Genomic DNA, 22346 nt, shown 5'->3' with positions numbered 1-22346 from the left:
CCGCGCGCCGAGGGAGGCCCGTGGACGGTCCTCCCTCGGCGCGAAGGCCCTCCCTCGGCGATCCGGACGGCGTCAGTCGACCGCGAGCGCCGCGACCGGGGGCGTCCGCGCCGCCGAGCGGCCCGGCAGCACCGACGCGAGCACGCCCGCGACCAGTGCCACCCCGAGCACGATGCCGAGGTCCGCCCACGGCACCCGCAGCTGCAGGTCCGAGATCCCCGCGAGCACGGCCGCCGACCCGAGCCAGCCGTAGGCCATCCCGAGCAGCACGCCGACCACGGCCCCGACCCCGGCGATCAGCGCGCCCTCGACGGCCATCGACGCCCGCAGCTGCCGCCGGGTGAGGCCGACCGCCCGCAGCGTGGCCGACTCGCGGCGCCGCTCGATGACCGACAGCGACAGCGTGTTCGTCACGCCGATGAGCGCGATGACCACCGCCACCGCCAGCAGCCCGACGACGACCGCCAGCAGCGTGTCGATCGCCCGCTCGTACAGCGCCCGCTCGATCGCGGCGCCCGTGATGTCGAGCGGCGAGTCGGCGGTGAGCTCCTGCAGGTCGGCCACGACCTGGCCCGAGGCGTCGACGTCGGCGACGCGCAGCCACGCGGTGCTCAGGGTGCCGGGGGAGCCCAACTGCTCCAGCGTCGTGGGCGTCATCAGCACCACCCAGCTGTCGAGCGGCACGACGACGGCGGTCAGGTCGGCCGTCCCCCCGCCCTCGGTGCGCGCGACGGCGACGGTGTCGCCGTCTTCGATGTCGCCGGCCTCCGCGACCGCCCGGGAGACCGCCACGGTGCCGTCGCCGACCGCCGCGACCAGGTCGGCGTCGCGGAGCACGTCGGTCGCCTGCTCGGGGGTGATCCCGAGCGCGTCGACCACGGTGCCGGTCGTCCCGACCTCGACGCTGTCCCGGACGAGCATCGCCGAGGCGGCCACGCCGGGGAGCTCGGCCAGGGCCCGGACCGTGCCGGCGGGCAGCGGCTCGGTGACGGCGTTCCCGTCCTCGTCCGCGGTGAAGGGCGCGGACACGGCGAGGTCGACGGGGAACCGGGTGTCGAGCTCGTCGTCCAGCGTGGCCCGGGCCGTGACGGCGCCGGTGCTCATCATCGCGACGAGCGTGACGCCGATCAGCAGGGCGGTGCTGGTGGCGGCGGTGCGGGCCGGGTTGCGGCCGGTGTTGGCGGCCGCGAGCCGGGCGGGCACGCCGAGCCGGCCGACGAGGCGCCCGATCCGGGCGACGACCTTCGGCATCCAGAACACGGCGCCGACGAGCAGGCCGACGAACGACGCCGCGCCGCCGAGGACCGCGATGCCGACCGCCGCGACGAGGAACGTCTCGGACAGGGCGACGCCGCCGCCGAGCATGAGCGCACCGCCGACGACCAGCAGCAGGCTCACGACGAGCCGGAACCGGCCGGCGCGGCTGCCCGCGGCCGGGGCGTCGGCGGGGCGCAGGGCGGCGATCGGCGCGACCCGGGTGGCGACCCGGGCCGGCGTCAGCGCGGCGAGCACGGTGACCACGATGCCGACGGCCAGCGGCGCGACGACGCTCGCGACGGTCGGCCGGACCACGGACGGGACCGGGAACGGCAGGTCCGCGTTCTGCATGACGAGCAGGGCGAGCTGCACCAGCGCGGTGCCGAGGAGGGTGCCGAGCACGGACGCGACCAGGCCGAGGATGCCGGCCTCGAGGAGCACCGACCGGCGGACCTGCGAGCGCACGGCGCCGACGCAGCGCAGCAGCGCGAGCATCCGGGTCCGCTGCGCGACCAGCACCTGGAAGGTGTTCGCGATGACCAGGCCGGCGACGATCATCGCGACGGCGGCGAACGCCAGCACGACGACCAGGATCGGGCCGGTGCCGTCGCCGGAGATGCTGTACTCGGCGGCCTCGTCGCGGGTCATGACGCGGACGTTCGAGTGCGGGCCGCCGATGGCCGACAGCACGTCGGACACCTCGTCGGACACCGTCGCCGTGTCGGTGCCGGGCTCGAGCGCGACGAGCAGCTGCGAGGTGGCGGCGTCGAGCAGCGTCGGGGCGCCCGGCCCCTCGCCCCACCCCGCCCACAGGAGGGCGTCGGCCTGCGTGCTGGTGGCCGCCCCGCCGTACTGCGCCCAGGCGGACGTCGGGTCGGTGGTGAGGCCGACGACGGTCGCCTCGACCTCGCGCTCGCGGTAGGTGCCCTCGGGCTCGCCCGGGGCGGCGGTGGCGTCCGCCGTCGCGGTCCCGTCCTCGGTCCCGGCGGCCTCGGTGGGCGCGGTCGCCTCGGCAGCACCCGCGTCGGCGGCACCCGCGTCCTCGGCGCCCGCGTCGTCGGCACCGGCGGCCTCGTCGGCCCCCGCGCCGCTCGTGGGGTCCGCGGCCGCGGCCTCCCACCGGTAGTACGACACGGTCACGGCGTCCCCGACGCCGACGCCGAGCCGCTCCGCCGCCCGCTCGGGCAGCGCGAGCTCGCCGTCGGCGGTCGGCAGCGCGCCCGCGGTCACGACCTGGGTGTCGAACGCGGGGTCGCTCGCGACGGGCACGACCGTCTGCGTGAGCGCCTTGTCGCCCGCCGACATCGACACGTACGGCACGACGACCCGCGGGTCGGCGGCGGCGACCCCGGGCGCGGCCCTGACGGCGTCGACGGTGGTCTCGGAGAGGGACTCGCCGGCGTCGGCGATCAGGTCGGCGGTGCCGTACGACGCGGTGATGGAGTCGTACGAGATCCGCTTCATCACGTCACCGGCGAGCAGCGTCGCGGCGACGAACGCGGTGCCGATGGCGACCGCGATGCCCGCGGCCGTGAGGCGGCCCAGGCTGCGGCGCATCTGCGCGAGGGTGAGCCGCCACATCACGCACCTGCCGGGGCGTCGGCGACCTCGAGCTGGCGCAGCGCGTCCAGCCCGGCGAGCACGGCCTCGGGGGTCGGGTCGACGATGTCGCCCGCGATCCGCCCGTCGGCGAGCAGCACCACGCGGTCGGCGTAGGCGGCGGCCGTCGGGTCGTGCGTGACCATGATGATCGTGCGGCCGAGCTCCCGGACCGAGCGGCGCAGGAAGCTCAGCACCTCGGCGCCGGAGCGGGAGTCGAGGTTGCCGGTGGGCTCGTCGGCGAACACCACCTCGGGCTTGGCGATCAGCGCGCGGGCGATCGCGACGCGCTGCTGCTGGCCGCCGGAGAGCTCGGACGGGCGGTGGGTGAGGCGCTGCCCCAGCCCGAGCGTGGTGACGAGCGTGTCGAACCAGGCGCGGTCGACCTTGGCGCCCGCGAGCTCGAGCGGCAGCAGGATGTTCTGCTCGGCCGTGAACATCGGCAGCAGGTTGAACGACTGGAACACGAAGCCGACGCGGTCGCGGCGCAGCCGGGTCAGCGCGTCGTCGTCCAGCGTGGTCACGTCGGTCCGCCCGAGGAACGCGGACCCGGAGGTCGCGGAGTCGAGGCCGGCCAGCACGTGCATGAGCGTCGACTTGCCGGAGCCCGACGGGCCCATGATCGCGGTGAACTCGCCGGCCGCGAAGTCGACGTCCACCCCGGCCAGCGCGCGGACCTCGGCCTCGCCGCGGCCGTAGACCTTGGTCAGCCCGCGGGCGTGCACCGCGGCCTCGCGGTGGCCGGGCGCGCCGGCGTGCGGGTGGTTCGGGCCGGCGGTACCGGCGGGGGCGGGGGCGAACGGGTCCACGGCAGTGCTCCTGGGACTCGGGATCGGGACGTCCCCGACGCTACGGAGCGCGGGGCCACCCCGTCGTCCACCCGGGGTCCGGACCCTGCGTCATCCCGGGGTACGACACCGGCGCGAGGGCGTCACGCCGCGGGGGCGCCGCGGCGCTCGGGCGTCACGCCCCGGGGACGACCAGCCCGGTCTCGTACGCCACGACGACCGCCTGCACCCGGTCGCGCGCCCCGAGCTTCGCGAGGATCCGGCCGACGTGCGTCTTCACGGTCGCCTCGGCGACGAACAGGTCCTCGCCGATCTCGGTGTTGGACCGGCCGCGGGCCATGAGCACGAGCACCTCGCGCTCGCGGTCGGTCAGCGTCGCGAGGGCGTCCGCCCCGGCCGCGGCGGTCTGCTGCTCGGCGGGCAGCGCGGTCACGAGGTGCTCCAGCAGCCGCCGCGTGGAGGACGGCGCGATCACGGCGTCCCCGCGGTGCACGGTGCGGATCGCGTCCAGCATGTCCTCCGGCGGGGTGTCCTTGAGCAGGAAGCCGCTGGCGCCGGCCCGGATCGCGGCGAGCACGTACTCGTCGATGTCGAAGGTCGTCAGCACGATGATGCGCGGCGCCGGGTGCTCGGGCGTTCCGGCGGCGACGATCTTCTCCGTGGCCGCGAGGCCGTCGAGGTTCGGCATGCGCACGTCCATCAGGACGACGTCGACCGGCCCGAGGACGGAGGCCTGCGCGGTGCCGGCGGTGAGGGCCTGCACGGCCTGGGCGCCGTCACCCGCCTCCAGCACCACCTCGAGGTCGGGCTGCGAGTCGATGACCAGGCGGAAACCTGCACGCACGAGCTGCTGGTCGTCGACGAGGCCGACGCGGATCGCGGACATGGGCGTCAGCCTAGGCCGATTGCCGCGCCCGGGTCCGCGGCGGGGGCGCCCGGGGGCAGCGGGAGCTCGGCGCGCACCCGGAACCCGCCGCCCGGCCGCGGGCCGGCGCTCAGGGAGCCGCCGATCATGCTCGCCCGCTCGCGCATGCCGAGCAGGCCCTGCCCGGCGCCGTCGGAGTCGGCCGCGGCGCCGCGCCCGTCGTCGGTGATCTCCAGGACCAGCGCGGCGGGCTGCCACTGCGCGAGCACCGTGACCGTGACGTCGGGGCCACCGTGCTTGAGCACGTTGGTCAGGGCCTCCTGGCAGATCCGGTACACGGTGAGGCCGATGCCCGGCGGCAGCCGGCGGGGGGTGCCCATCCGGACCAGCGACGCGCGGACGCCGGACGAGCGGACCTGCTCGACGAGGGACTCGAGGTCGTGCTCGGCGGGCTGGGGGCTGTACGGGGCGGCCTCGCCCTGGCCCGGCGCCGCGCCATGCCCGGGGCCCGGCACGGCCGGCACCGCGCCGGTCGCCGTGCGCTCCGGCTCCCGCAGCACCCCGAGCAGCCGGCGCATGTCCGCCAGCGCCGCCCGCCCGGTCTCGGCGATCGTGCCCAGCGCGCGGGTCGCCGCCTCCGGGTCGGCCGCCGCCGCGTACCGCCCGCCGTCGGCCTGGGCGACGACGACGGACAGCGAGTGGGCGACGATGTCGTGCATCTCGCGCGCGATGCGGGTGCGCTCGGCGGCGGTGGCGATCGTCGCCTGCTGGTCGCGCTCGACCTCCAGGCGCTCCGCGCGGTCGCGCAGGGCCGCGATCGTCACGCGCCGCGACCGCCGCACCAGGCCGAAGGCCCACACGGCGAGCGCCGTCACGGAGGCGAACATCCAGATCGCGATCCCGGAGGCCGCCATCGAGGCGGCGGAGCCGGACCACGACTGCAGCAGCAGCCCGGACGCCATGGCCAGGTTGCCCACCAGCGCGGAGCCCATGGCGGTCAGGTGCGCCCAGCGCGGGCCGTGCACGGTGACGGAGTACAGCGCGAGCAGCACGGCGAGGTCGGACGGCAGGATCAGCGGCACGCCCACCAGCAGGTGCAGCAGGCACGCGGCGTACACGGCGACGACCGAGGCCACGGGGTACCGCCGGCGCCAGGCCAGCGGCGCCCAGGCGAGCACCGCGAACGCCGCGACGACGACGGGGCTCACCTGCCAGCTCGACGCCGTGCCCGCCGCGAGGGGCACGACGAGCAGCCCCGTGAGCACCGTCAGGGTCGCGTCGATCGGCAGCTGGTGGCGTTCCTCCCACCGCGTGAACTGCTCCCACCACGTCATCGCGCCAGCGTAGGTCGGGGGCGGGCGGGGGTCGTGCCCCCGGGGACGGACCGGTCCCCGTGCCGGCGTCCGCCCACGGGGGGACCGGTCGACTTCACCGAACCGATACCCCGGTACTCCGTTGCCTAGAAGGTTCCATGACCTAACATGGCGCCATGACCCAGGTGCTGCTGGCCGAGGACGACCCCGCGATCGCCGAGCCCCTGGCGCGCGCGCTCGGCCGGGAGGGCTACGACGTCCGCGTCCAGGGCACCGGCCAGGGCGCCATCGACCGCGCCAGCGAGGCGGACCTGGTCGTGCTCGACCTCGGCCTGCCCGACATGGACGGTCTGGACGTGGCGCGCGCCATCCGGAACCAGGGGCTCACGACGCCGGTGCTGGTGCTCACCGCCCGCGCGGACGAGGTCGACCTGGTGGTCGGCCTGGACGCCGGCGCGGACGACTACGTGACCAAGCCGTTCCGGCTGGCCGAGCTGCTCGCCCGCGTGCGGGCCCTGCTCCGGCGCACCGGCGGCGACGCCCCGGACGAGGACGAGCTGCGCAGCCAGGACGTCCGGGTCGACGTCGCCGCGCACCGCGCGTTCCAGGCGGACCGCGAGCTGCACCTCACGGCCAAGGAGTTCGACCTGCTGCGGGTCCTGGTCGGCGCCGCGGGCACCGTGGTGGCGCGCGAGACGCTGATGCGCGAGGTATGGGGCTCCGACCCGACGGGCTCGACCAAGACGCTCGACATGCACGTGTCCTGGCTCCGCCGGAAGCTCGGCGACGACGCCAGCGCGCCGCGCTACATCAGCACCGTGCGGGGGATGGGCTTCCGGTTCGAGTCCGGCGAGGGCAACCGGGGCTGACGTGCGCCGCCGCGTCCTCCAGGCCACCATCGCGGCCGTCACGGTCGCGGTCGTCCTGCTCGGCTTCCCGCTCGCCTTCCTCGGCGCGCAGTACGTCCGGGACAACGAGATCGGGTCCCTCGAGACCCGCGCGACCGACCTGGCGCGGCAGATCGACAGCCGCGTCCAGGAGGGCACGCCGCTGTCCGACACCATGCTCGAGCCGTACGTCGACCGCGGCGGCGGCATCGCCGTGAGCATCTTCGTCGTCACCACCGACGGCGCCCGCTACCAGGCGGGTCCCGAGGTTCCCGAGCGGGCCATCACGATCACCGAGACCTCCACCACCGGCGCCCGCATCACGATGTACGCCCCGTGGTGGGACGTGTTCCTCATGAGCGCGCAGATCATGGGCCTGGTGGTGGCGGCGGCGATCGTCGCGTTCGCCGCCGGCATCGGGATGGCGATCTGGCAGGCCAACCGCCTGGCCGCCCCGCTGGTCTACCTGGCCGCGTCGGCCGAGCAGCTGGGCTCCGGGCAGGTGCGCCCGCAGCTGGAGCCGTCGGGCGTGGAGGAGATCGACCTCGTCGCCGCGGAGCTCGCCCGCAGCGCCGACCGGATGGCGGGCCGGCTCGCCGCCGAGCGGCAGTTCGCGTCCGACGCGTCCCACCAGCTCCGCACCCCGCTGACCGCGCTGAGCATGCGGCTCGAGGAGATCATGCTGGCGTCCGACGACCCGGCGGTGCGCGAGGAGGCGCGGATCTCGTTGGAGCAGGTCGAGCGGCTGGTCACGGTCGTCGACGACCTGCTGACCCGGTCGCGGCGCGCGCAGGGCGGCACCACCGAGGCGATCCGGCTCGGCGACGTCGTGCACCAGCAGGAGGAGGAGTGGCGCCCGACGTTCGAGGCGGAGGGGCGTCACCTCGTCGTCGAGGTCGACCCGAAGACCCAGGTGCTCGCCACCCCGGGCGCCCTGGCGCAGGTGCTGGCCACGCTGATCGAGAACTCGCTGGCGCACGGCGGCGGCACGACGACGGTCCGCTCCCGGCCGGGCGCCGCGCGCTCCGTCGTGGTCGAGGTGGCCGACGAGGGCGACGGCGTCCCGGACGACCTGGCGCCGCGGATCTTCGAGCGCGAGGTCACGTCCGGCAAGGGGACGGGGCTCGGCCTGTCGCTCGCGCGGGACCTGGCGTCCGCCGACGGCGCGCGGCTCGAGCTCGCGCAGCGGCGGCCGGCGGTGTTCGCGCTGTTCCTCGCGGGCGTGCCGGCGGCGATGGCCCCCGACGTGGTGCTGCCGCGCGGATCGGTCATCTCGCCGCGGTCCGAGCGGGCGCGCCGGCGGCGCTGAGCCGTCCGCCCCGCGCGGCCGAGGTCGTCGGTCGCGCGCGAGGTCGTCGGTTCCGCCCGAGGTCGTCGGTTGCGCACCCTCGTGGCTGGCCGGAACCGACGACCTCACGCGTCCGTCCCTCACCCCCGGCGGGTGGGTGACGTCGCGACCGACGCGGCTAGCGTCGCCGGGGAGGCGCCTCCCCGCGGGCGCCGAGGGGGTGGGCGCCCATGTCCGAGCAGCGACCCGCGCCGGTGACGGCGGCGGACCTGGCCGCGCGGATCGCCGCGCTGGAGGCCGAGAACGCGCAGCTCCGCGCAGCCGCGACGGCCCGGGCGGCGGCCGACGTCGCCACCGGGCCGGCCGCGCCCGCACCGCCCGCGGCCGCGCCGGGCCGCACCCGCCACCCGGGCCGGGCAACGGCCGCCGTCGTGCTCATCGTGCTCGGGGCCCTGCTCGCGCCGGTCGCCGTCGTGGCGGTGTGGGCGCGGGACCTGGTCACCGACACGGACCGGTACGTGGCGACCGTCGGCCCGCTCGTGGACGACCCGCAGATCCAGAGCGCCGTGACCGAGCGGGTCACGGGGGCCATCGTCCAGGCCGCCGACCTGCCGGGGCTCGCCGCCGAGGCCGCCACCGCCGTGGACGGGCTCGGGCTGCCGCCGCGGGTGGCGGCGCTGGCCGGGTCGCTGCAGGAGCCGCTCGTGGACGCGGCGACGGGCTTCATCCGCCGGGCCGTCGAGGCGGTCGTGACGTCCGACGTGCTCGAGGCGGTCTGGGACGAGGCGAACCGGACGGTGCACGACCAGCTCGGCGCGGTGCTGCGCGGAGACCCGGACGCGGTCGCGAGCATCGACGCGCAGGGCCAGCTGGTGGTGGACCTGACGGGCGTGGTCGACACCGTGCGCGCCTCGCTGTCGGACGCCGGGTTCACGCTCATCGACCGGCTCCCGACCATCAGCGTGAGCTTCCCGCTGATGCAGAGCGAGGACCTGGTCCGGGCGCAGAACGCCTACCGCCTGCTGGACGTGCTCGGCACCTGGCTGGTCTGGCTGTCGCTGGGGCTGCTCGCGGCCGGGGTGCTGGCGGCCGTGCACCGGTCCCGGGCGCTGGTGGTCGCGGGGCTGTCGCTGGCCGGGGCGATGCTGCTGCTCGGCGCGGCGCTGACCATCGGCCGGTCGCTGTACGTGAACGCCCTGCCGCCGGAGGTGCAGCGACCCGACGCGGCGGTGGTGGTCTACGACCAGGTGGTGGCGTTCCTGCGGGTCGCGCTCCGGTCGGCGTTCGTGCTGGGCGTGGTCGTCGCGCTCGTCGCGTTCCTGGCCGGCGGGACCTCCGCGGCGCGCGCGCTGCGGGCGTCCTGGTCCCGCGGGGCGGCGTCGCTGCGTACCGCGGGCGAGCGGCGCGGGGTCAGCACCGGGCCGGTCGGGGTGTGGCTGGACGAGCAGCGCGTGCTGGTGCGGGTGGTGGTCGCCGCCGGGTCGGCGCTCACGCTGGTGCTCGCCGAGCACCTGACGCCCAGGTACGTGCTCACCGTGGCCCTGGTGGCCGTCGTGCTGCTGGCGGTGACCACGCTGGCCGCCCGGCCGGCCGAGGCCCGCGCAGAGCCCGGGGACGGCAAGCCGGCGTCACCTGTCGCCGGCTGACCGGCCGGTGGTGGCCCAGGGAGTCGTGCCGGTCCGCGCCCGACCGTCGGACGACCGCGGCCCGGCACGAGCCTCACCTCAGCTCTTCGCAGGCGATCCCGTCGTGGTCGGCGTCGAGACCGGCGACGTCGCCGTAATAGCGGTAGTACCGGTCGAACCACGCCTGCGCCTCTGCTCGGGTCGCGAAGTCGGAGCAGTTCTTGCTGTTGCCCGGATTTGCCGGCCTGCCGGTCCCCGTCGACCAGATCGGCGTGCCGGCGGCGGTGGTGAGCACGAAGTTCCCGTCGTCCTGGATCGTCGCGCGGGCTCCGCCGCGCCCGTTCGTCGCGGAGCTCCAGGCCGCTGTGCCGCCGGCTCCGTAGAGGACCAGGTTCCCGTCCGTCTGCAGCGTGAGACGCCCCGAGCCGGTCCCGGCGGTCCGGCTGGACCAGAGGGCCCCGCTCGGTCCGTAGACGACGGCATTGCCGTCCGCCTGCACGGAGAACCGGTTCTGCCCGTCGGGCGACGTGATCGACTGGCCGGCCGCGAGCTGCTGGCCGGGGAGGATCGAGCTGCCGCTCGCCGTGTTGGTCGGACGCGCCGCCGTGCCGGTCGCCCACACCGCCCGCCCGGCGCTCGTGTACAGGACGACGTTGCCGTCGCTCTGGACCTGCAGCGAGGTGCTTCCCTTGCCGGCCGTGCCTGCGGACCAGACCGCGCGCCCGGTCGCGGTGTAGAGCACGAGGTTGCCGTCGTTCTGCAGGGCGAGGCTCGTAGAGCCGCTTCCCGCGGAGCGGGTCGACCAGAGCGCAGCGCCGTTCCTCGGGTACAGGACCAGGTTCCCGTCGGACTGCAGGGCGAGGCGGAAGGCGCCGCCGGCCGCGATGAGCTGCTGGCCGGCGGTGAGGGCCTGCCCCGCGGAGATCCGGTCGGTGCCCGCGGCAACTGCCAGGATCCCGGGCTGGCCCGCTCCCAGGTCGGCGGGCGGCGGGCTGGCCGTGGCGGGACCTGCGGCGAGGACCGCCCCCATCAGTGCGGACAGCAGTACGACAGCTGTTGCTCGACGCGCGGTGCGCATCGCGACCCCCTCGTTCGTCCAGATGCTCGCCAGCGCATCGGTGCGGTGGCGAGCCGAACGTACCGGGGAGGAGACCTGCGATGTGGGGGTTTCGTGGGTGGAACGCCTAGCGACGCTCAGCGTCCGAGGTGACGCCCTCGTTCCCCGGGCGGGGACGAGGCAGCTCCTGACCGGCGGCGTGCCGGCGAGGCCCGTCCTCGCCCTCGCGCGCGGCCTCGTGCCCGACCTCCGCCAGCGCGACCGGCAGGCCCGCGGACCCGGTGAACACGAACATCTTGTAGCCCAGGTAGCGGACGACCGTGCCGAGCACGATGCCGATGACGTTCGCGACGTTGTCGGCGAACGGCCCCGAGTGGCCCAGCACGTAGTGCGAGAACCACAGAGTGCCGACGGTGAACCCGATGCCGACGACGTTGATCGCCGAGAACAGCAGGAGCTCGCGGCCGCCCCGGTGCGTGCGCTGGCCCGCGAACGTCCAGTGCCGGCTGCCGAGCCAGGACACGAGCGTCGCGAGCACGACGGCGATGATCCGCGCGGTCAGCGGCTTGCCGTGCAGCAGGTCGACCGGGCCGAACCGCAGCAGGTTGTACACGCCGAGGTCCACGACGAACGCGACGGTGCCGACGGACCCGAACCGCAGGAGCTCCATGCCGCGCTCGCGCAGGGACGTGCGCGGCACGCGGTAGAGCAGGCCGTGCAGGCGTCCGGGACGGCCCTCGGGGGCGGGTCCCGGTGCGGCCGCGAGGCCGGGCGCACCGGAGGGGGTCATCCCGTCAGGGTACGGCGAGACGCCGGGTGGCCGCTGGGTGACGTCGGTTAGGCTCACGGCTCGTGGCAGCACCCGTGGTGGCAGTGGTCGGTGGTGGGCAGCTCGCCCGCATGATGGCGCCCGCGGCGACGGCGCTCGGCGTGCACCTGCGGGTGCTGGTCGAGGACGCGGTGTCGTCGGCGGCGCAGGTGGTGGTCGACGCGCCCGTGGGCGCCGCGGCGGACCCGGTGGCCGTGGAGGCCCTGGTGGTCGGCGCCGACGCGCTGACCTTCGAGCACGAGCACGTGCCGAACGGCCTGCTCACGGAGCTCGAGGACCGGGGCGTCGCGGTGCGCCCGGGCCCGGACGCGCTGGTGCACGCGCAGGACAAGATCGTGATGCGGACGCGGCTGACCGCGCTCGGCGTGCCGTGCCCGCGCTGGGCGCCGCTCGACTCGGCCGAGGCGCTCGCGGCGTTCCTCGCCGCCGGCGACGGCACCGCCGTGGTGAAGACCGCCCGCGGGGGGTACGACGGCAAGGGCGTCCGGGTCGTGCGGTCCGCCGACGAGGCCGCGGACTGGCTCGACGCCGCGGCTGCCGGCACCGGCGCGCCGCTGCTCGCCGAGGAGCGGGTGCCGTTCACGCGCGAGCTCGCCGCGCTGGTGGCGCGCACCCCGTCCGGGGAGGTCCGCACCTGGCCGGTCGTGGAGTCGGTGCAGCGCGACGGCGTGTGCGCCGAGGTCGTCGCCCCGGCGCCCGACCTGGACCCGCGCACCGCCGCCACCGCCGAGCGGATCGCCCGCGAGGTCGCCGAGGGCCTGGGCGTCACGGGCGTGCTCGCGGTCGAGCTGTTCGAGGTCGCCGACCCGGACGGCGGCGCGCCGCGCGTGCTCGTGAACGAGCTCGCCATGCGCCCGCACAACTCCGGGCACTGGACGATCGACGGCTCGGTCACCAGCCAGTTCGAGCAGCACCTGCGCGCGGTCCTCGACCTGCCGCTGGGCGGGACCGAGGCGCGCGCGCCGTGGACCGCCATGGCGAACGTGCTCGGCTCGACCCGCGCGGCGGTCACCGACGGGCTGGCCGAGGTCGCCGCGCTCGACCCGGGCGCCAAGGTGCACCTGTACGGCAAGGGCGTCCGCCCGGGCCGCAAGCTCGGGCACGTCACCGTGTCCGGGGACGACCTGGCCGACGTCCGGCGGCGGGCGGTCGCCGCGGCGGCCGTGCTGCGCGGGGACACGACGCCCTGACGCGCGGCCGCGCCCGCGGCCCCGCACCCCACCACCCCCCCGGAGGCACCGCATGGCCACCCCGCTCGTCGGCATCGTCATGGGCTCGGACTCGGACTGGCCCGTCATGGAGGCGGCGGCCGAGGCGCTCGCGGAGTTCGACGTCCCCGTCGAGGTCGACGTCGTCTCGGCGCACCGGCAGCCGGACAAGATGGTCGCGTACGGCCGCGAGGCCGCCGGGCGCGGGCTGCGGGCGATCGTCGCGGGCGCCGGGGGAGCGGCGCACCTGCCGGGCATGCTCGCGGCCGTGACGCCGCTGCCGGTGATCGGCGTGCCGGTGCCGCTGGCCCGGCTCGACGGGATGGACTCGCTGCTGTCGATCGTCCAGATGCCGGCGGGCGTGCCGGTCGCGACGGTGTCGATCGGCGGCGCCCGGAACGCGGGCCTGCTCGCGGCGCGGATCCTCGGCGCCGGCACGGACGAGACCGCCCGGCGGGTCGCCGCGGCGATGGTCGCGTTCCAGGACGACCTGCGCGCGCAGGCGGACGCCAAGGGGGAGCGGCTGCGGGCGCTGCACGGCGACGGGCGCCGGCCCGCGGTGGGCTTCGGCGGCTGACGCCTGCGAGGGCGCGCACCGCGCACCACAGCGCGGAACCGACGACCGGCGCTGAGCCCGCGACCGCGCCGAGCTTGCACTCGTTGCGGGTTTCGCGGCGGTCGAACCCCGCAACAAGTGCAAGCTCGTGGCGGTGGGGGCGTGCGCGGTGCGCGGGGCGTGCGCGCGCCCGCGGCGCCTGCACGCGGTCCTGAGCATCGCGAGCGCCCGTCGACCCCGGCGTGAAGGTCTCGTCGAGACCGTGCCCCCGGGGCAGCCTCGACGGGCGGTCCCCGCGCCCCGCGCCTACCGTCGAGTGAGTGACGACCACCGCGCCGCCCCGCACCGCCGGCACCGACGCAGCGACCCCGCCGGTCCGGCCCGCCGCCCGGGGCCCGCGCCTCGCCGCGCTGGACGCCCTGCGGTTCCTGGCCGCCGTCGGCGTGCTCGCCTACCACTTCACCGCCCGGGAGACCGACGCCTGGGGTCGTGACCTCGCGGAGGTGGCTCCCGCCGTGGCGGGGTGGGCCACCTACGCCTCGCTCGGCCCGGAGCTGTTCTTCGTGATCAGCGGGTTCGTCATCCTCATGACCGCATGGGGCCGCTCGGTGCCGGACATCATCGGCTCCCGCGTGGCGCGGCTCTACCCGGCCTACTGGGTCGCGGTCCTGCTCACGGGGTCGCTGCTCCTGTTCGTGTGGCAGGGCAAGGAGATCACCGGCGGCCAGGTGCTGGTGAACCTCACGCTGCTGCAGTCGCTGGTCGACGTCGGCCACGTGGACGGCGTGTACTGGACGCTCTGGGTCGAGCTGCGGTTCTACGTGCTCATCGCCCTGTTCGCGGCGGTGGGCATCACGCGGCGCCGGGTCCTGTGGTTCGCGGCCCTGTGGCCCGCCGCGGCGATGCTGGCCCGCGAGCTCGGCTGGTCCGACGCGGTGACGTGGCTGGTGGCGCCGTACGCCCCGCTGTTCGCCGCCGGGATGGCCCTCTACGTCATCCACCGCACCGGGCACGCCGTCGTGCCGTGGCTGCTGGTCGCGGGCAACACCGCCCTGGCCACCGCCGCGCTGGTGCCCGCGCGGATGGACTCGCTCGGGCAGAACTCGGTGGTCGCCCCGAGCGCCGTGCTGCTGGCGGTCGCGCTGCCGGCGTGCGTCGGCCTGGTCGCGCTCGTGTCCCTGACGCCGCTGGCCCGGTGGCGCTGGGCCGGCCTGACGGCGGCGGGCGCGCTGACCTACCCGCTCTACCTCACGCACGAGTACTGGGGCCTGTGGGTCATCCACCTGCTGCACGACCGCGCGCCGGTCTGGGCGGTGCTCGCCGCGGCGACGGCGTTCTCCCTCGTGCTGGCGTGGCTGGTCCACCGGTTCGTGGAGAAGCCGTTCGGGCCGCGCCTGCGCCGCGCCACGACGGCGGGGTGCGAGCGGCTCCGCGACGCGCTCGTCGGTCTCGGGGGCCTGGTCCGCGCCGGGTTCCGCCCGGGTCAGGACCCGGGGACGCCGCCGACGACGCCGGGCTCGAGCGAGCCGTCCCGGATCGCCGCGAAGAACGTGGGCGTCTGGTCCGGGTCGAGCAGGACCGTGGAGCCCGCGCCGCCCGGCCGGTAGTCCATGTCGAGGATCGGCGGGGTGCCGGTGATGCCGTCCGGGCCGGTGGCGGCGCGGAACGCGAGCGCCAGCCGCCCGAGGTCGACGATGCCGGTCTCGTCGCTCGCGGTGAGCACGCCCGTGCCCGCGTCGACCAGCGAGACCTGCTTGCCCGGCTGGAACAGCAGCGAGGGGTTCTCCGCCTTGGCGGCGACCGCGCTGATCAGCGCGCGCTGCCGCAGGCCGCGGCCGATGTCGCCGGACGGGTCGGCGTACCGCATCCGGGAGTAGGCCAGCGCCTGCACGCCGTCGACGGTCTTGCAGCCGGGCGCGTCCCACACGAGGCCCGAGTTCGCGTCGTTCACCGGGAACGTGATGCCGGTGCTGCCGTCCAGGCACAGCTCGACGCCGCCCAGGGAGTCGACGATCTGCTCGACGCCGCCGAACCCGATCTCGACGTAGTGGTCGACGGTCAGGCCGGTCAGGCCCTCGACGGTCTCCACCAGCAGCGGGGCACCGCCCCACGAGAACGCGGAGTTGAGCTTGTTCGGCGCGAAGCCGGGGATGTCGGTGTACGTGTCGCGGGGGAGCGAGATCAGCGCCGCGGGACCGGACTCGGGGACCTGCAGCAGCAGGATCGTGTCCGTGCGGGCGCCGACGGTGTCGGGGTCCTCGATGGCGCCGTCCTCGCGGGAGTCCGACCCGGCGAGCAGGTAGGTGGTGCCGGGCGTGTCCGCGGCCCCCGAGAGGGCGGAGACGTGCTGGATCTTGCCGTCGGCCCAGAGCAGCAGGCCGACCGGCCAGGCCAGCAGCAGGACGAGGACGACCACGACGACCGCGGCGACGACCCGACCGCGACGGCGCCGGCGGCGCGGGGCGGCGGGTGGAGCGGCGCCCTCGCCGGCGCCCAGGGGGCCGACGGGGGAGGCGGGGCGGCCGGGGCCCTGCGGGCCGGCGGGGCGCGCACGGCCGGGCCCGACGGGCGCGGTCTGCCGCGGCGCACGCGCCGCCGCTGCGGCCGGCTGGTCGGCGCCCACGGGCACGGCGCTGGAGCCCTGGCGGGCGGACGAGCGCACCGGCCCCGCGGCGGGGTCGGCCGCGGTCCGGCCGGAGACGCGGACGGGGCGCGGCGCGTCGTCCAGGGTGCCCTGCGGCGCGACGGCGGCGGGGCCGCGCGCCGCGGCGGGGTCGGGTGCGCCCGCCGCCGAGGAGGCGCCCGCGGCGCCGCCGGCTCGGGGGGCTGAGGTCCGGCGCACCGGGGGCCGGCCGGGCCGGCCGGGGCGGGGCGCGGCGGCGGGATCCGGCGCAGGGGTGCCGACCGGCTGCGCGCCGTCGGCCGGGGGGCGCCGGCCGGCGGCGCCGGGGGCGAAGCTGGGCGGCGTCCCGCGACTCGGGTCGCGGGGTCGGCGGTCCTCGGGGCGGGCCACGATCAGCCGCAGACCGCGGTGACGTCGCCGGCCGAGAAGGCCTCCTTGCCCGCCTCGCGGGTCTGTGCCGGGTCGGGGGTGACGGGAGTGGTGGCGGCGGGGTCGGGCGTGCCGGTGCCCGGGTCGGTGGTGCCCGCGCCGGGGTCGGTGCCGGCACCCGGGTCCGTCGTGCCGGTGCCCGGGTCCGCCGACGTGTCCTGGCTGGTGCCCGCGAGCATCGGCTGGTCGGCGGCCACGTTCGCCCAAATCGTGTCGGCCTCGGAGGTCCACACGACCCGGTTCGGGTCGCTGGGCGCCGCGGCGAACGGGATCGTCATGAAGGAGATGTTCGCAGCCGACGTGCTCCGGAGGCTGTAGGCGAGCCCGGCCATGTCGGAGATCGACGAGAAACCGGAGTCGATCGACAGCGACTCCGTGGCCGAGTCGAGGAACCGGATCAGCTGCGTGATGTCGGTGAGCATGTTCTTGCCGAGCAGCTCACGCACCACCGCGGCGAGCAGCTCCTGCTGCCGGCCGAGCCGGTCGGTGTCCGAGCCGTTGCCGACGCCCTCGCCGGTGCGGGCGCGGGCGAACGCCAGGGCCTGCGTGCCGTTCAGCGTCTGCTGGCCGGCGTTCAGGTACAGGCCCGCCTTGGGCGCGCTCATGTCGTTCGGGATGCAGATCGGCACGCCGCCGATCGCGTCGACCATCTTGGTGAACCCGGCGAAGTCGACGACGACGAAGTGGTCGATCCGGACGCCGGTGTTCTGCTGCACGGTGTTGACCGTGCACGCCGCGGCGGACGCGATGTCGCCGCCGTTGTCCGCCCCGATCGCGAACGCGGAGTTGAACATCGCGTTGCGCTGCGCGTATGACGTGGAGCCGTCGGTCATCGTGCAGGACGGGATATCGACCAGGGAGTCGCGCGGGATCGAGATGAGCTCGACGCGGCTCCGGTCCGCCGAGATGTGCGCGACGATCGTCGTGTCGGACCGCATGCCGTCCACGTGGCCGCCGATGGCCTCGTTCTCGCCGTCGCGCTCGTCCGAGCCCATCAGCAGGATGTTGACATCGCGGCCGGCATTCGGGTCGTCCGGGTCGGCGGGGCCGGTCGCCGTCGGCTCGGGCAGCGCCTGGATGAGGTCGCTCGCGTCGATCGTGTTGATGTTGCTGTTCAGCTGCACGTACAGCGCCGCCGCGCCGGACGTGCCGAAGCACAGCACCGCGACCACGGCCAGCGCCGCGCCGCGGACCACCGCGTGGCTGCGCCGGGGCCGTCCGTGGCGGACGGCGCGCGGGCGTGCGGGAGCGGCGTGGCGGGAGGTCACGGAGGAGAGCATAGGAGCCGCGCCTCGGAGGTCGGCGCACCCACGGGGGGTGCGCCGTGCAGGATTCGTGCAGATCACCCGCTGTGCGGGGTCAGCCCGCCGCCGGCCGGACGGTCCCGTCGGGGCGCACCGTGCCCACCCAGAGCTCCGACTCGGCCTCGGTGTAGCCCTCGGGGATGTGCAGGAGCCCGCGCTCCCACGACGTCGTGCTGGTCACCCGCAGCGGCGGAGGCGCCGAGCCTCCCTCCCACGGCACCGCTCCGTCGGCGAACGCGACCACGTCGAAGGCGCCCCAGTCGCGACGGAGGTCGGCGAGCCGGTCGGCATCGGGGACGGACGTCATCTCGAGGCCGTCGACGCCGCACACGCTGCGCACCGTGGCCAGGTAGGGCGGACCGGTCCGGACGTAGAGCACCCGGTCGGTGCGTAGCGCGTCGCACACTGCCTGCGCCTCGCCCAGCCGGCCGTCCTGCTCGACGACCCGGAACAGCCCGTTCCAGGTGGTCAGCGGTGCGGCGATCACGGCGGCGGCCGCAAGGACCGCGAGCGCACGGGCCCACCACCGGTGGACGGACCAGAGGGCGACGAGCGTGACCGTGGCCAGCACGGCGAAGCCGGGCAGCGTCACCGGCAGCAGGCGGCGCATCGCCCAGACCTGGTCGGGGGTGATGCTGACCTGCCAGAGATACAGCACCGACGGAGCGGCGACGGCGGCCAGCACGGTCCACCACCTCGGGTCGCGTCGCCGCACGGCCTGGTGCGCGGCCACCGCCAGGCCGAGCACGGCGAGCACGACGAACGGCCACCCGTGGTACCAGGACACCCAGGTCAGCGAGAGCTCGTCGTAGGTGCGGGTGCCGTCCACCGGCTGGCCCTCGCGCTCCTGGAGGTGCGCGACCGCGTCGGCGTACGGCGAGTCCGCCGAGAAGCCGTGGCCCTGGTACCACCAGGGCCGGGACGCCAGCGCGACGCCGGCGAGCACGACGAGCCCCGCGGCGACCCACGCCGCAGGGCGCCGGTGCCGGAGGAGATCGTTGCGCCACCGCTGCCAGGGCGCCCGGAGTGTGAGCACGAGCACCACGAGCAGCGCCGCGGCCAAGGCGCCGGACAGCAGGATGAACTGCCCACGGAGGTCCTCGAGGTAGTCCGGGCTGCTCACGCGCAGGGCGAGCCAGCCGAGCAGCGTCATCGCGAGGCTGCCGGCGGCCTGCAGCCCGAGTGCACCGCGCAGCTGGGACCGGCGCCTCGGGGTGAGCGCGGCGGCGGCGGCCAAGCCCACCCCGAGGACCAGCCCGATGACGACGGCGGACCCGTCGATGCGCGCGAGCGCGGCGGCGCCGGCCAGCCCGCCCGCCAGCACGTGGAGGGTCGGTCGCCGGTCGCCCAGCGCGGCCCAGGCGACGCTGAGCCCCCCGAACACGAACGCCATCGCGACCGGCTCCGTGTAGGCGCCGCGCGAGAACACCGTCATCGGGACCGAGACCCCGAGCGCGACCACGGGCAGCAGGGCCCACCACGGGCCGACCAGGCGCCGGGCGAGCGCGTAGACCGCGAGCAGCGCGACGCCTCCGAGGAGGAGGTTGCCGGCCAGCACGCCCTGAGCGCCCGCCACCCATCCGATCGACCCGAGCAACGACGGGAGCAGCGGCGAACCCTGGACGTGCAGCACGTCGCCCGCCCAGAAGTACGCCGCCGGGACGGCGGAGATGTCGGGGTTGAGCGCGCCGATGTAACGCGTGGTCTCGGAGAGCGGGAGGTCCGGGGTCGGGTGCTCCGACAGCCAGACACCGCTGAGCGTGAGGAAGCCCGGGTCACGCAGCACGAGCAGGTGCTGCGAGGCGTAGGGCGCGTTCACGAGCACCCAGGTCAGGGCGAGCGCGGCGGCCGCCACTGTGCCGGCAGCCGCGGGGCCGGGGCTTCCGGGGGCCTGCGGGACCATGCGCCAGGTCGCCGCACCCAGCACGACCGTCAGGGGCAGCACGACCACGGGCCGGAACTGCCCGGTGAGCGTCCCCGCGGTCGACGCGATCGCCAGGCACAGCAGCAGTACCACGACCCGGTCCGGGACCGAGGCGAGCAGCCGGAGCGGCCACGGCCCCGCCGCCGAGGCGCCCGGGTCCGGTGTCAGCGGCGCGCGGGCCCGTGCCCCGGCGGCCTCGCGGGTCAGCACGACGTCGTCAGCGCCCGAGCTGCGCGTACTTCGCCTCGGTCGCGTCCTTCTGCGGCCGCCACCACGCCTCGTTGGCCTGGTACCACTCGATCGTGGCGGCGAGGCCGTCGCGGAACGTCGTGTACCGCGGCTCCCAGCCGAGCTCGGAGCGCAGCCTCGTCGCGTCGATGGCGTACCGCAGGTCGTGGCCGGGGCGGTCGCTGACCAGGTCGTAGGCGTCCGACGGCTGGCCGGTCAGCTCGAGGATCAGCTCGACGACGGTCTTGTTGTTCTCCTCGCCGTCCGCGCCGATCAGGTAGGTCTCGCCGAGGCGGCCCTTCGTGATGATGTCCCAGACGGCGGAGTTGTGGTCCTCGACGTGGATCCAGTCGCGGACGTTCTCGCCGGTGCCGTAGAGCTTCGGCCGCACGCCGTCGATCACGTTGGTGATCTGGCGCGGGATGAACTTCTCCACGTGCTGGTACGGGCCGTAGTTGTTCGAGCAGTTCGAGATCGTGGCGCGGACGCCGAACGACCGCGCCCACGCGCGCACCAGCAGGTCGGAGGACGCCTTGGTGGACGAGTAGGGGCTCGACGGGTTGTACGGGGTGTCCGGCGTGAACTTGGCCGGGTCGTCCAGCTCGAGGTCGCCGTAGACCTCGTCCGTGGAGATGTGGTGGTACCGCACGTCGTACCGGCGCACCGCCTCCAGCAGCGTGTAGGTGCCGATCACGTTGGTGTGCACGAACGGCCACGGGTCGTGCAGCGAGTTGTCGTTGTGCGACTCGGCCGCGAAGTGGACCACCACGTCGCTGCTCCTCACCAGGTCGTCCACCACGTCGTGGTCGGTGATGCTGCCCTTGGCGAAGGTGACCTGGTCCCAGACGGGTGCGAGGCTCTTCTCGTCGCCCGCGTAGGTCAGCGCGTCCAGCACGGTGACCTGGACCTCGGGGTGCTCGCGCACCACCTGGTGCACGAAGTTGGAGCCGATGAAGCCGGCTCCGCCGGTGACGAGCATGCGCACGGGATGGACCTCCGGGTGTGGGGGGGTGCGGGGGCCTACTGTACCGAGCGGGCGGGGTGCGACGGCGGCCTGAAGTCAGGACAATTGCGACAACAGGCGTGGCGATCCTTGACTGGGCGTCACCGGCGGCTGAGGCTGACGACGACCGGACTGCCGTCTCGGTCGTCGTCAGCGGGTCCGCCAGGGCGGTGGGCCGCCGATCCGCGCGATCCCTCACCCGTCAGGACCCCGACATGCTGCGCTCCCTGATCGTCCTGGTCACGTCCGCAGGCCTCGGCCTCGCGCCGGCCTCGATCCCGTCGCCGACGGCTCCGGCGACGACCCTCGTCGCGGCGGCCTCCGCTGTCGCGGCGGCGGTGGACGACACGGTCGCCGCGGACGTGACGGTCGTCGACGTTCCCCTGGTCGTGGTGCCGCTCGCGGACGCCGAGGCCGAGGCCGAGGCCGACGCGGGGACGGCCCGCGCGCCGGAGGCGGCCGGTGCGGAGCCCGCGCCGACCCCCGGGCCTGGCCCGACCGCCGAGCCCGGCCCGACGCCGGCGCCCGCGGAGAGCGTGACCTCCGACGGGCCGGTGGCCGCCGACGTGCTCGTCGACGGGGACCGCGTCGTGACTCCCGCCGTCGAGGTGGCCGACGCCCAGACCGTGGGGATCACCTGGCCGGAGGGGACCGGCGGCGCGCAGCTCGCCCCGGAGCTGCGGTTCCGTGCGGACGGCGGCTGGTCCGAGTGGGTGGCTCTCGGCGTGGCGGACGCCGAGCCCGACGCGGGGACCGCCGACGCGGTGCGCGCCGAGCGTGGCGGGACCGACTCGTACTGGATCGGCGACGCCGACGCGGTGCAGCTGTCGTTCGCGGCGACCCGGAGCGGTGGTCCGGCGGATATCTCGCTCGCGCTGGTCGGGTCCCCTGAGGCCGACGCGGCCCCGGCAGCCACCGGCGCCGGGGACGGGGCGGTGATCCGGAACGCGGTCCGGAGCACGGGCGAGGCGACCGTCCTCGCTGCTGCGACGCGACCGTCGATCGTCACCCGCGGGCAATGGGGCGCGCGCCCGCAGGTCTGCGCCCCGGACGTCGCCGCGCGCCTGTCGGGCGCGGTCGTGCACCACACCGCGGGAAGCAACGCGTACTCGACGCAGGCGCAGGCCATGCAGCAGATCCGGAACGACCAGGCGTACCACATCGACGCCCGCGGCTGGTGCGACATCGGCTACAACTTCGTCGTCGACAAGTGGGGCAACATCTACGAGGGTCGCGCGAACAGCCTGACCCAGGCGGTCATCGGCGTGCACGCCAGCGGCGCGAACACCGGCACGGTCGGCGTGTCGATGCTCGGCAACTACGACACGGTGGCGACGACGCCGGCGATGATCGGTGCGGTCGGCCGGATCATCGGCTGGCGGCTCGGCAACTACGGGATCGACCCGCACGGCAGCGGCACCTACCCGTCGGGCCTCACGCTCCCGCGCGTGATCGGGCACCGGGACGTGACGTCGACGGCCTGCCCGGGCCGGTACGGCTACGCCCAGCTGCCCAACATCCGCAACATCGCGGCGGCGAACCTCGGCGACCCGCCGTACCCCC

The 22346-nt window shown here is 75.7% G+C and carries 16 protein-coding genes and 1 pseudogene; 7 read left to right on the top strand and 10 right to left on the bottom strand.

Annotated features, from left to right (window positions below; genetic code table 11):
• Positions 1-72: 72 nt before the first annotated feature.
• The 4 genes from Cpa01nite_RS02655 to Cpa01nite_RS02640 form a co-directional block, all read right to left on the bottom strand.
• Positions 73-2814, bottom strand: a complete 2742-nt coding sequence (locus tag Cpa01nite_RS02655) for an FtsX-like permease family protein (protein WP_203667192.1) — start codon at positions 2812-2814, stop codon at positions 73-75.
• A 23-nt stretch (positions 2815-2837) separates the two neighbouring features.
• A complete protein-coding gene (locus tag Cpa01nite_RS02650) occupies positions 2838-3581 on the bottom strand; it encodes an ABC transporter ATP-binding protein (protein ID WP_239068493.1) in 744 nt (247 codons plus the stop codon).
• Between the two features lie 238 nt (positions 3582-3819).
• Complete coding sequence (locus Cpa01nite_RS02645; RefSeq protein ID WP_203667190.1) at positions 3820-4530, bottom strand: response regulator; 711 nt, start codon at positions 4528-4530, stop codon at positions 3820-3822.
• Positions 4531-4535: 5 nt separating this feature from the next.
• The gene (locus tag Cpa01nite_RS02640) at positions 4536-5843 is read right to left on the bottom strand and encodes a sensor histidine kinase (protein ID WP_203667189.1); all 1308 of its coding nucleotides are present in this window, start codon (positions 5841-5843) and stop codon (positions 4536-4538) included.
• 155 nt (positions 5844-5998) lie between these two features.
• Here Cpa01nite_RS02640 and Cpa01nite_RS02635 point away from each other — a divergent pair, with 155 nt between their 5' ends.
• From Cpa01nite_RS02635 to Cpa01nite_RS02625, 3 genes are all read left to right on the top strand, one after another.
• On the top strand, positions 5999-6691 hold the full coding sequence (locus tag Cpa01nite_RS02635) for a response regulator transcription factor (RefSeq protein ID WP_203667188.1): 693 nt from the start codon (positions 5999-6001) through the stop codon (positions 6689-6691).
• Position 6692: 1 nt separating this feature from the next.
• A complete protein-coding gene (locus tag Cpa01nite_RS02630) occupies positions 6693-8018 on the top strand; it encodes a sensor histidine kinase (RefSeq protein ID WP_203667187.1) in 1326 nt (441 codons plus the stop codon).
• Between the two features lie 209 nt (positions 8019-8227).
• Entirely contained in the window at positions 8228-9643 is a 1416-nt protein-coding gene (locus Cpa01nite_RS02625) for a hypothetical protein (RefSeq protein ID WP_203667186.1), read from the top strand.
• A gap of 73 nt (positions 9644-9716) precedes the next feature.
• Here Cpa01nite_RS02625 and Cpa01nite_RS02620 read toward each other — a convergent pair whose 3' ends face one another.
• The gene (locus Cpa01nite_RS02620) at positions 9717-10652 is read right to left on the bottom strand and encodes an excalibur calcium-binding domain-containing protein (protein WP_239068468.1); all 936 of its coding nucleotides are present in this window, start codon (positions 10650-10652) and stop codon (positions 9717-9719) included.
• Between the two features lie 154 nt (positions 10653-10806).
• Positions 10807-11469 (bottom strand): GtrA family protein, encoded by a 663-nt coding sequence (locus Cpa01nite_RS02615; RefSeq protein WP_203667184.1) that lies wholly within the window; start codon positions 11467-11469, stop codon positions 10807-10809.
• Between the two features lie 62 nt (positions 11470-11531).
• Between Cpa01nite_RS02615 and Cpa01nite_RS02610 the strand changes: the two genes are divergently transcribed.
• The 3 genes and pseudogenes from Cpa01nite_RS02610 to Cpa01nite_RS18460 form a co-directional block, all read left to right on the top strand.
• Complete coding sequence (locus Cpa01nite_RS02610) at positions 11532-12698, top strand: 5-(carboxyamino)imidazole ribonucleotide synthase (protein ID WP_203667183.1); 1167 nt, start codon at positions 11532-11534, stop codon at positions 12696-12698.
• Between the two features lie 52 nt (positions 12699-12750).
• The gene (gene purE / locus Cpa01nite_RS02605; RefSeq protein WP_203667182.1) at positions 12751-13293 is read left to right on the top strand and encodes a 5-(carboxyamino)imidazole ribonucleotide mutase; all 543 of its coding nucleotides are present in this window, start codon (positions 12751-12753) and stop codon (positions 13291-13293) included.
• A 299-nt stretch (positions 13294-13592) separates the two neighbouring features.
• A pseudogene (locus Cpa01nite_RS18460) lies at positions 13593-14624 on the top strand (acyltransferase family protein); the annotation flags it as partial.
• Positions 14625-14755: 131 nt separating this feature from the next.
• On the opposite strand, the gene Cpa01nite_RS02600 reads toward Cpa01nite_RS18460, so the two are convergent.
• From Cpa01nite_RS02600 to rfbB, 4 genes are all read right to left on the bottom strand, one after another.
• Positions 14756-15688: an LCP family protein gene (locus Cpa01nite_RS02600; protein WP_239068467.1), complete on the bottom strand. Its 933-nt coding sequence runs from the start codon at positions 15686-15688 to the stop codon at positions 14756-14758.
• Between the two features lie 599 nt (positions 15689-16287).
• Positions 16288-17592, bottom strand: coding sequence for an LCP family protein (locus tag Cpa01nite_RS02595; RefSeq protein ID WP_239068466.1), 1305 nt, complete (start codon positions 17590-17592; stop codon positions 16288-16290).
• A 91-nt stretch (positions 17593-17683) separates the two neighbouring features.
• On the bottom strand, positions 17684-19762 hold the full coding sequence (locus tag Cpa01nite_RS02590; protein WP_203667180.1) for a hypothetical protein: 2079 nt from the start codon (positions 19760-19762) through the stop codon (positions 17684-17686).
• A 7-nt stretch (positions 19763-19769) separates the two neighbouring features.
• On the bottom strand, positions 19770-20765 hold the full coding sequence (gene rfbB, locus Cpa01nite_RS02585) for a dTDP-glucose 4,6-dehydratase (protein ID WP_203667179.1): 996 nt from the start codon (positions 20763-20765) through the stop codon (positions 19770-19772).
• Positions 20766-20998: 233 nt separating this feature from the next.
• Here rfbB and Cpa01nite_RS02580 point away from each other — a divergent pair.
• On the top strand, positions 20999-22346 hold a 1348-nt coding region (locus tag Cpa01nite_RS02580), incomplete at its 3' end, for a peptidoglycan recognition protein family protein (protein WP_203667178.1).

Source organism: Cellulomonas pakistanensis, assembly GCF_016862755.1.
GTDB lineage: Bacteria > Actinomycetota > Actinomycetes > Actinomycetales > Cellulomonadaceae > Cellulomonas > Cellulomonas pakistanensis.
Note: the sequence above shows the minus strand (reverse complement) of the source record. Positions and strands in the feature narration are given on the sequence as shown.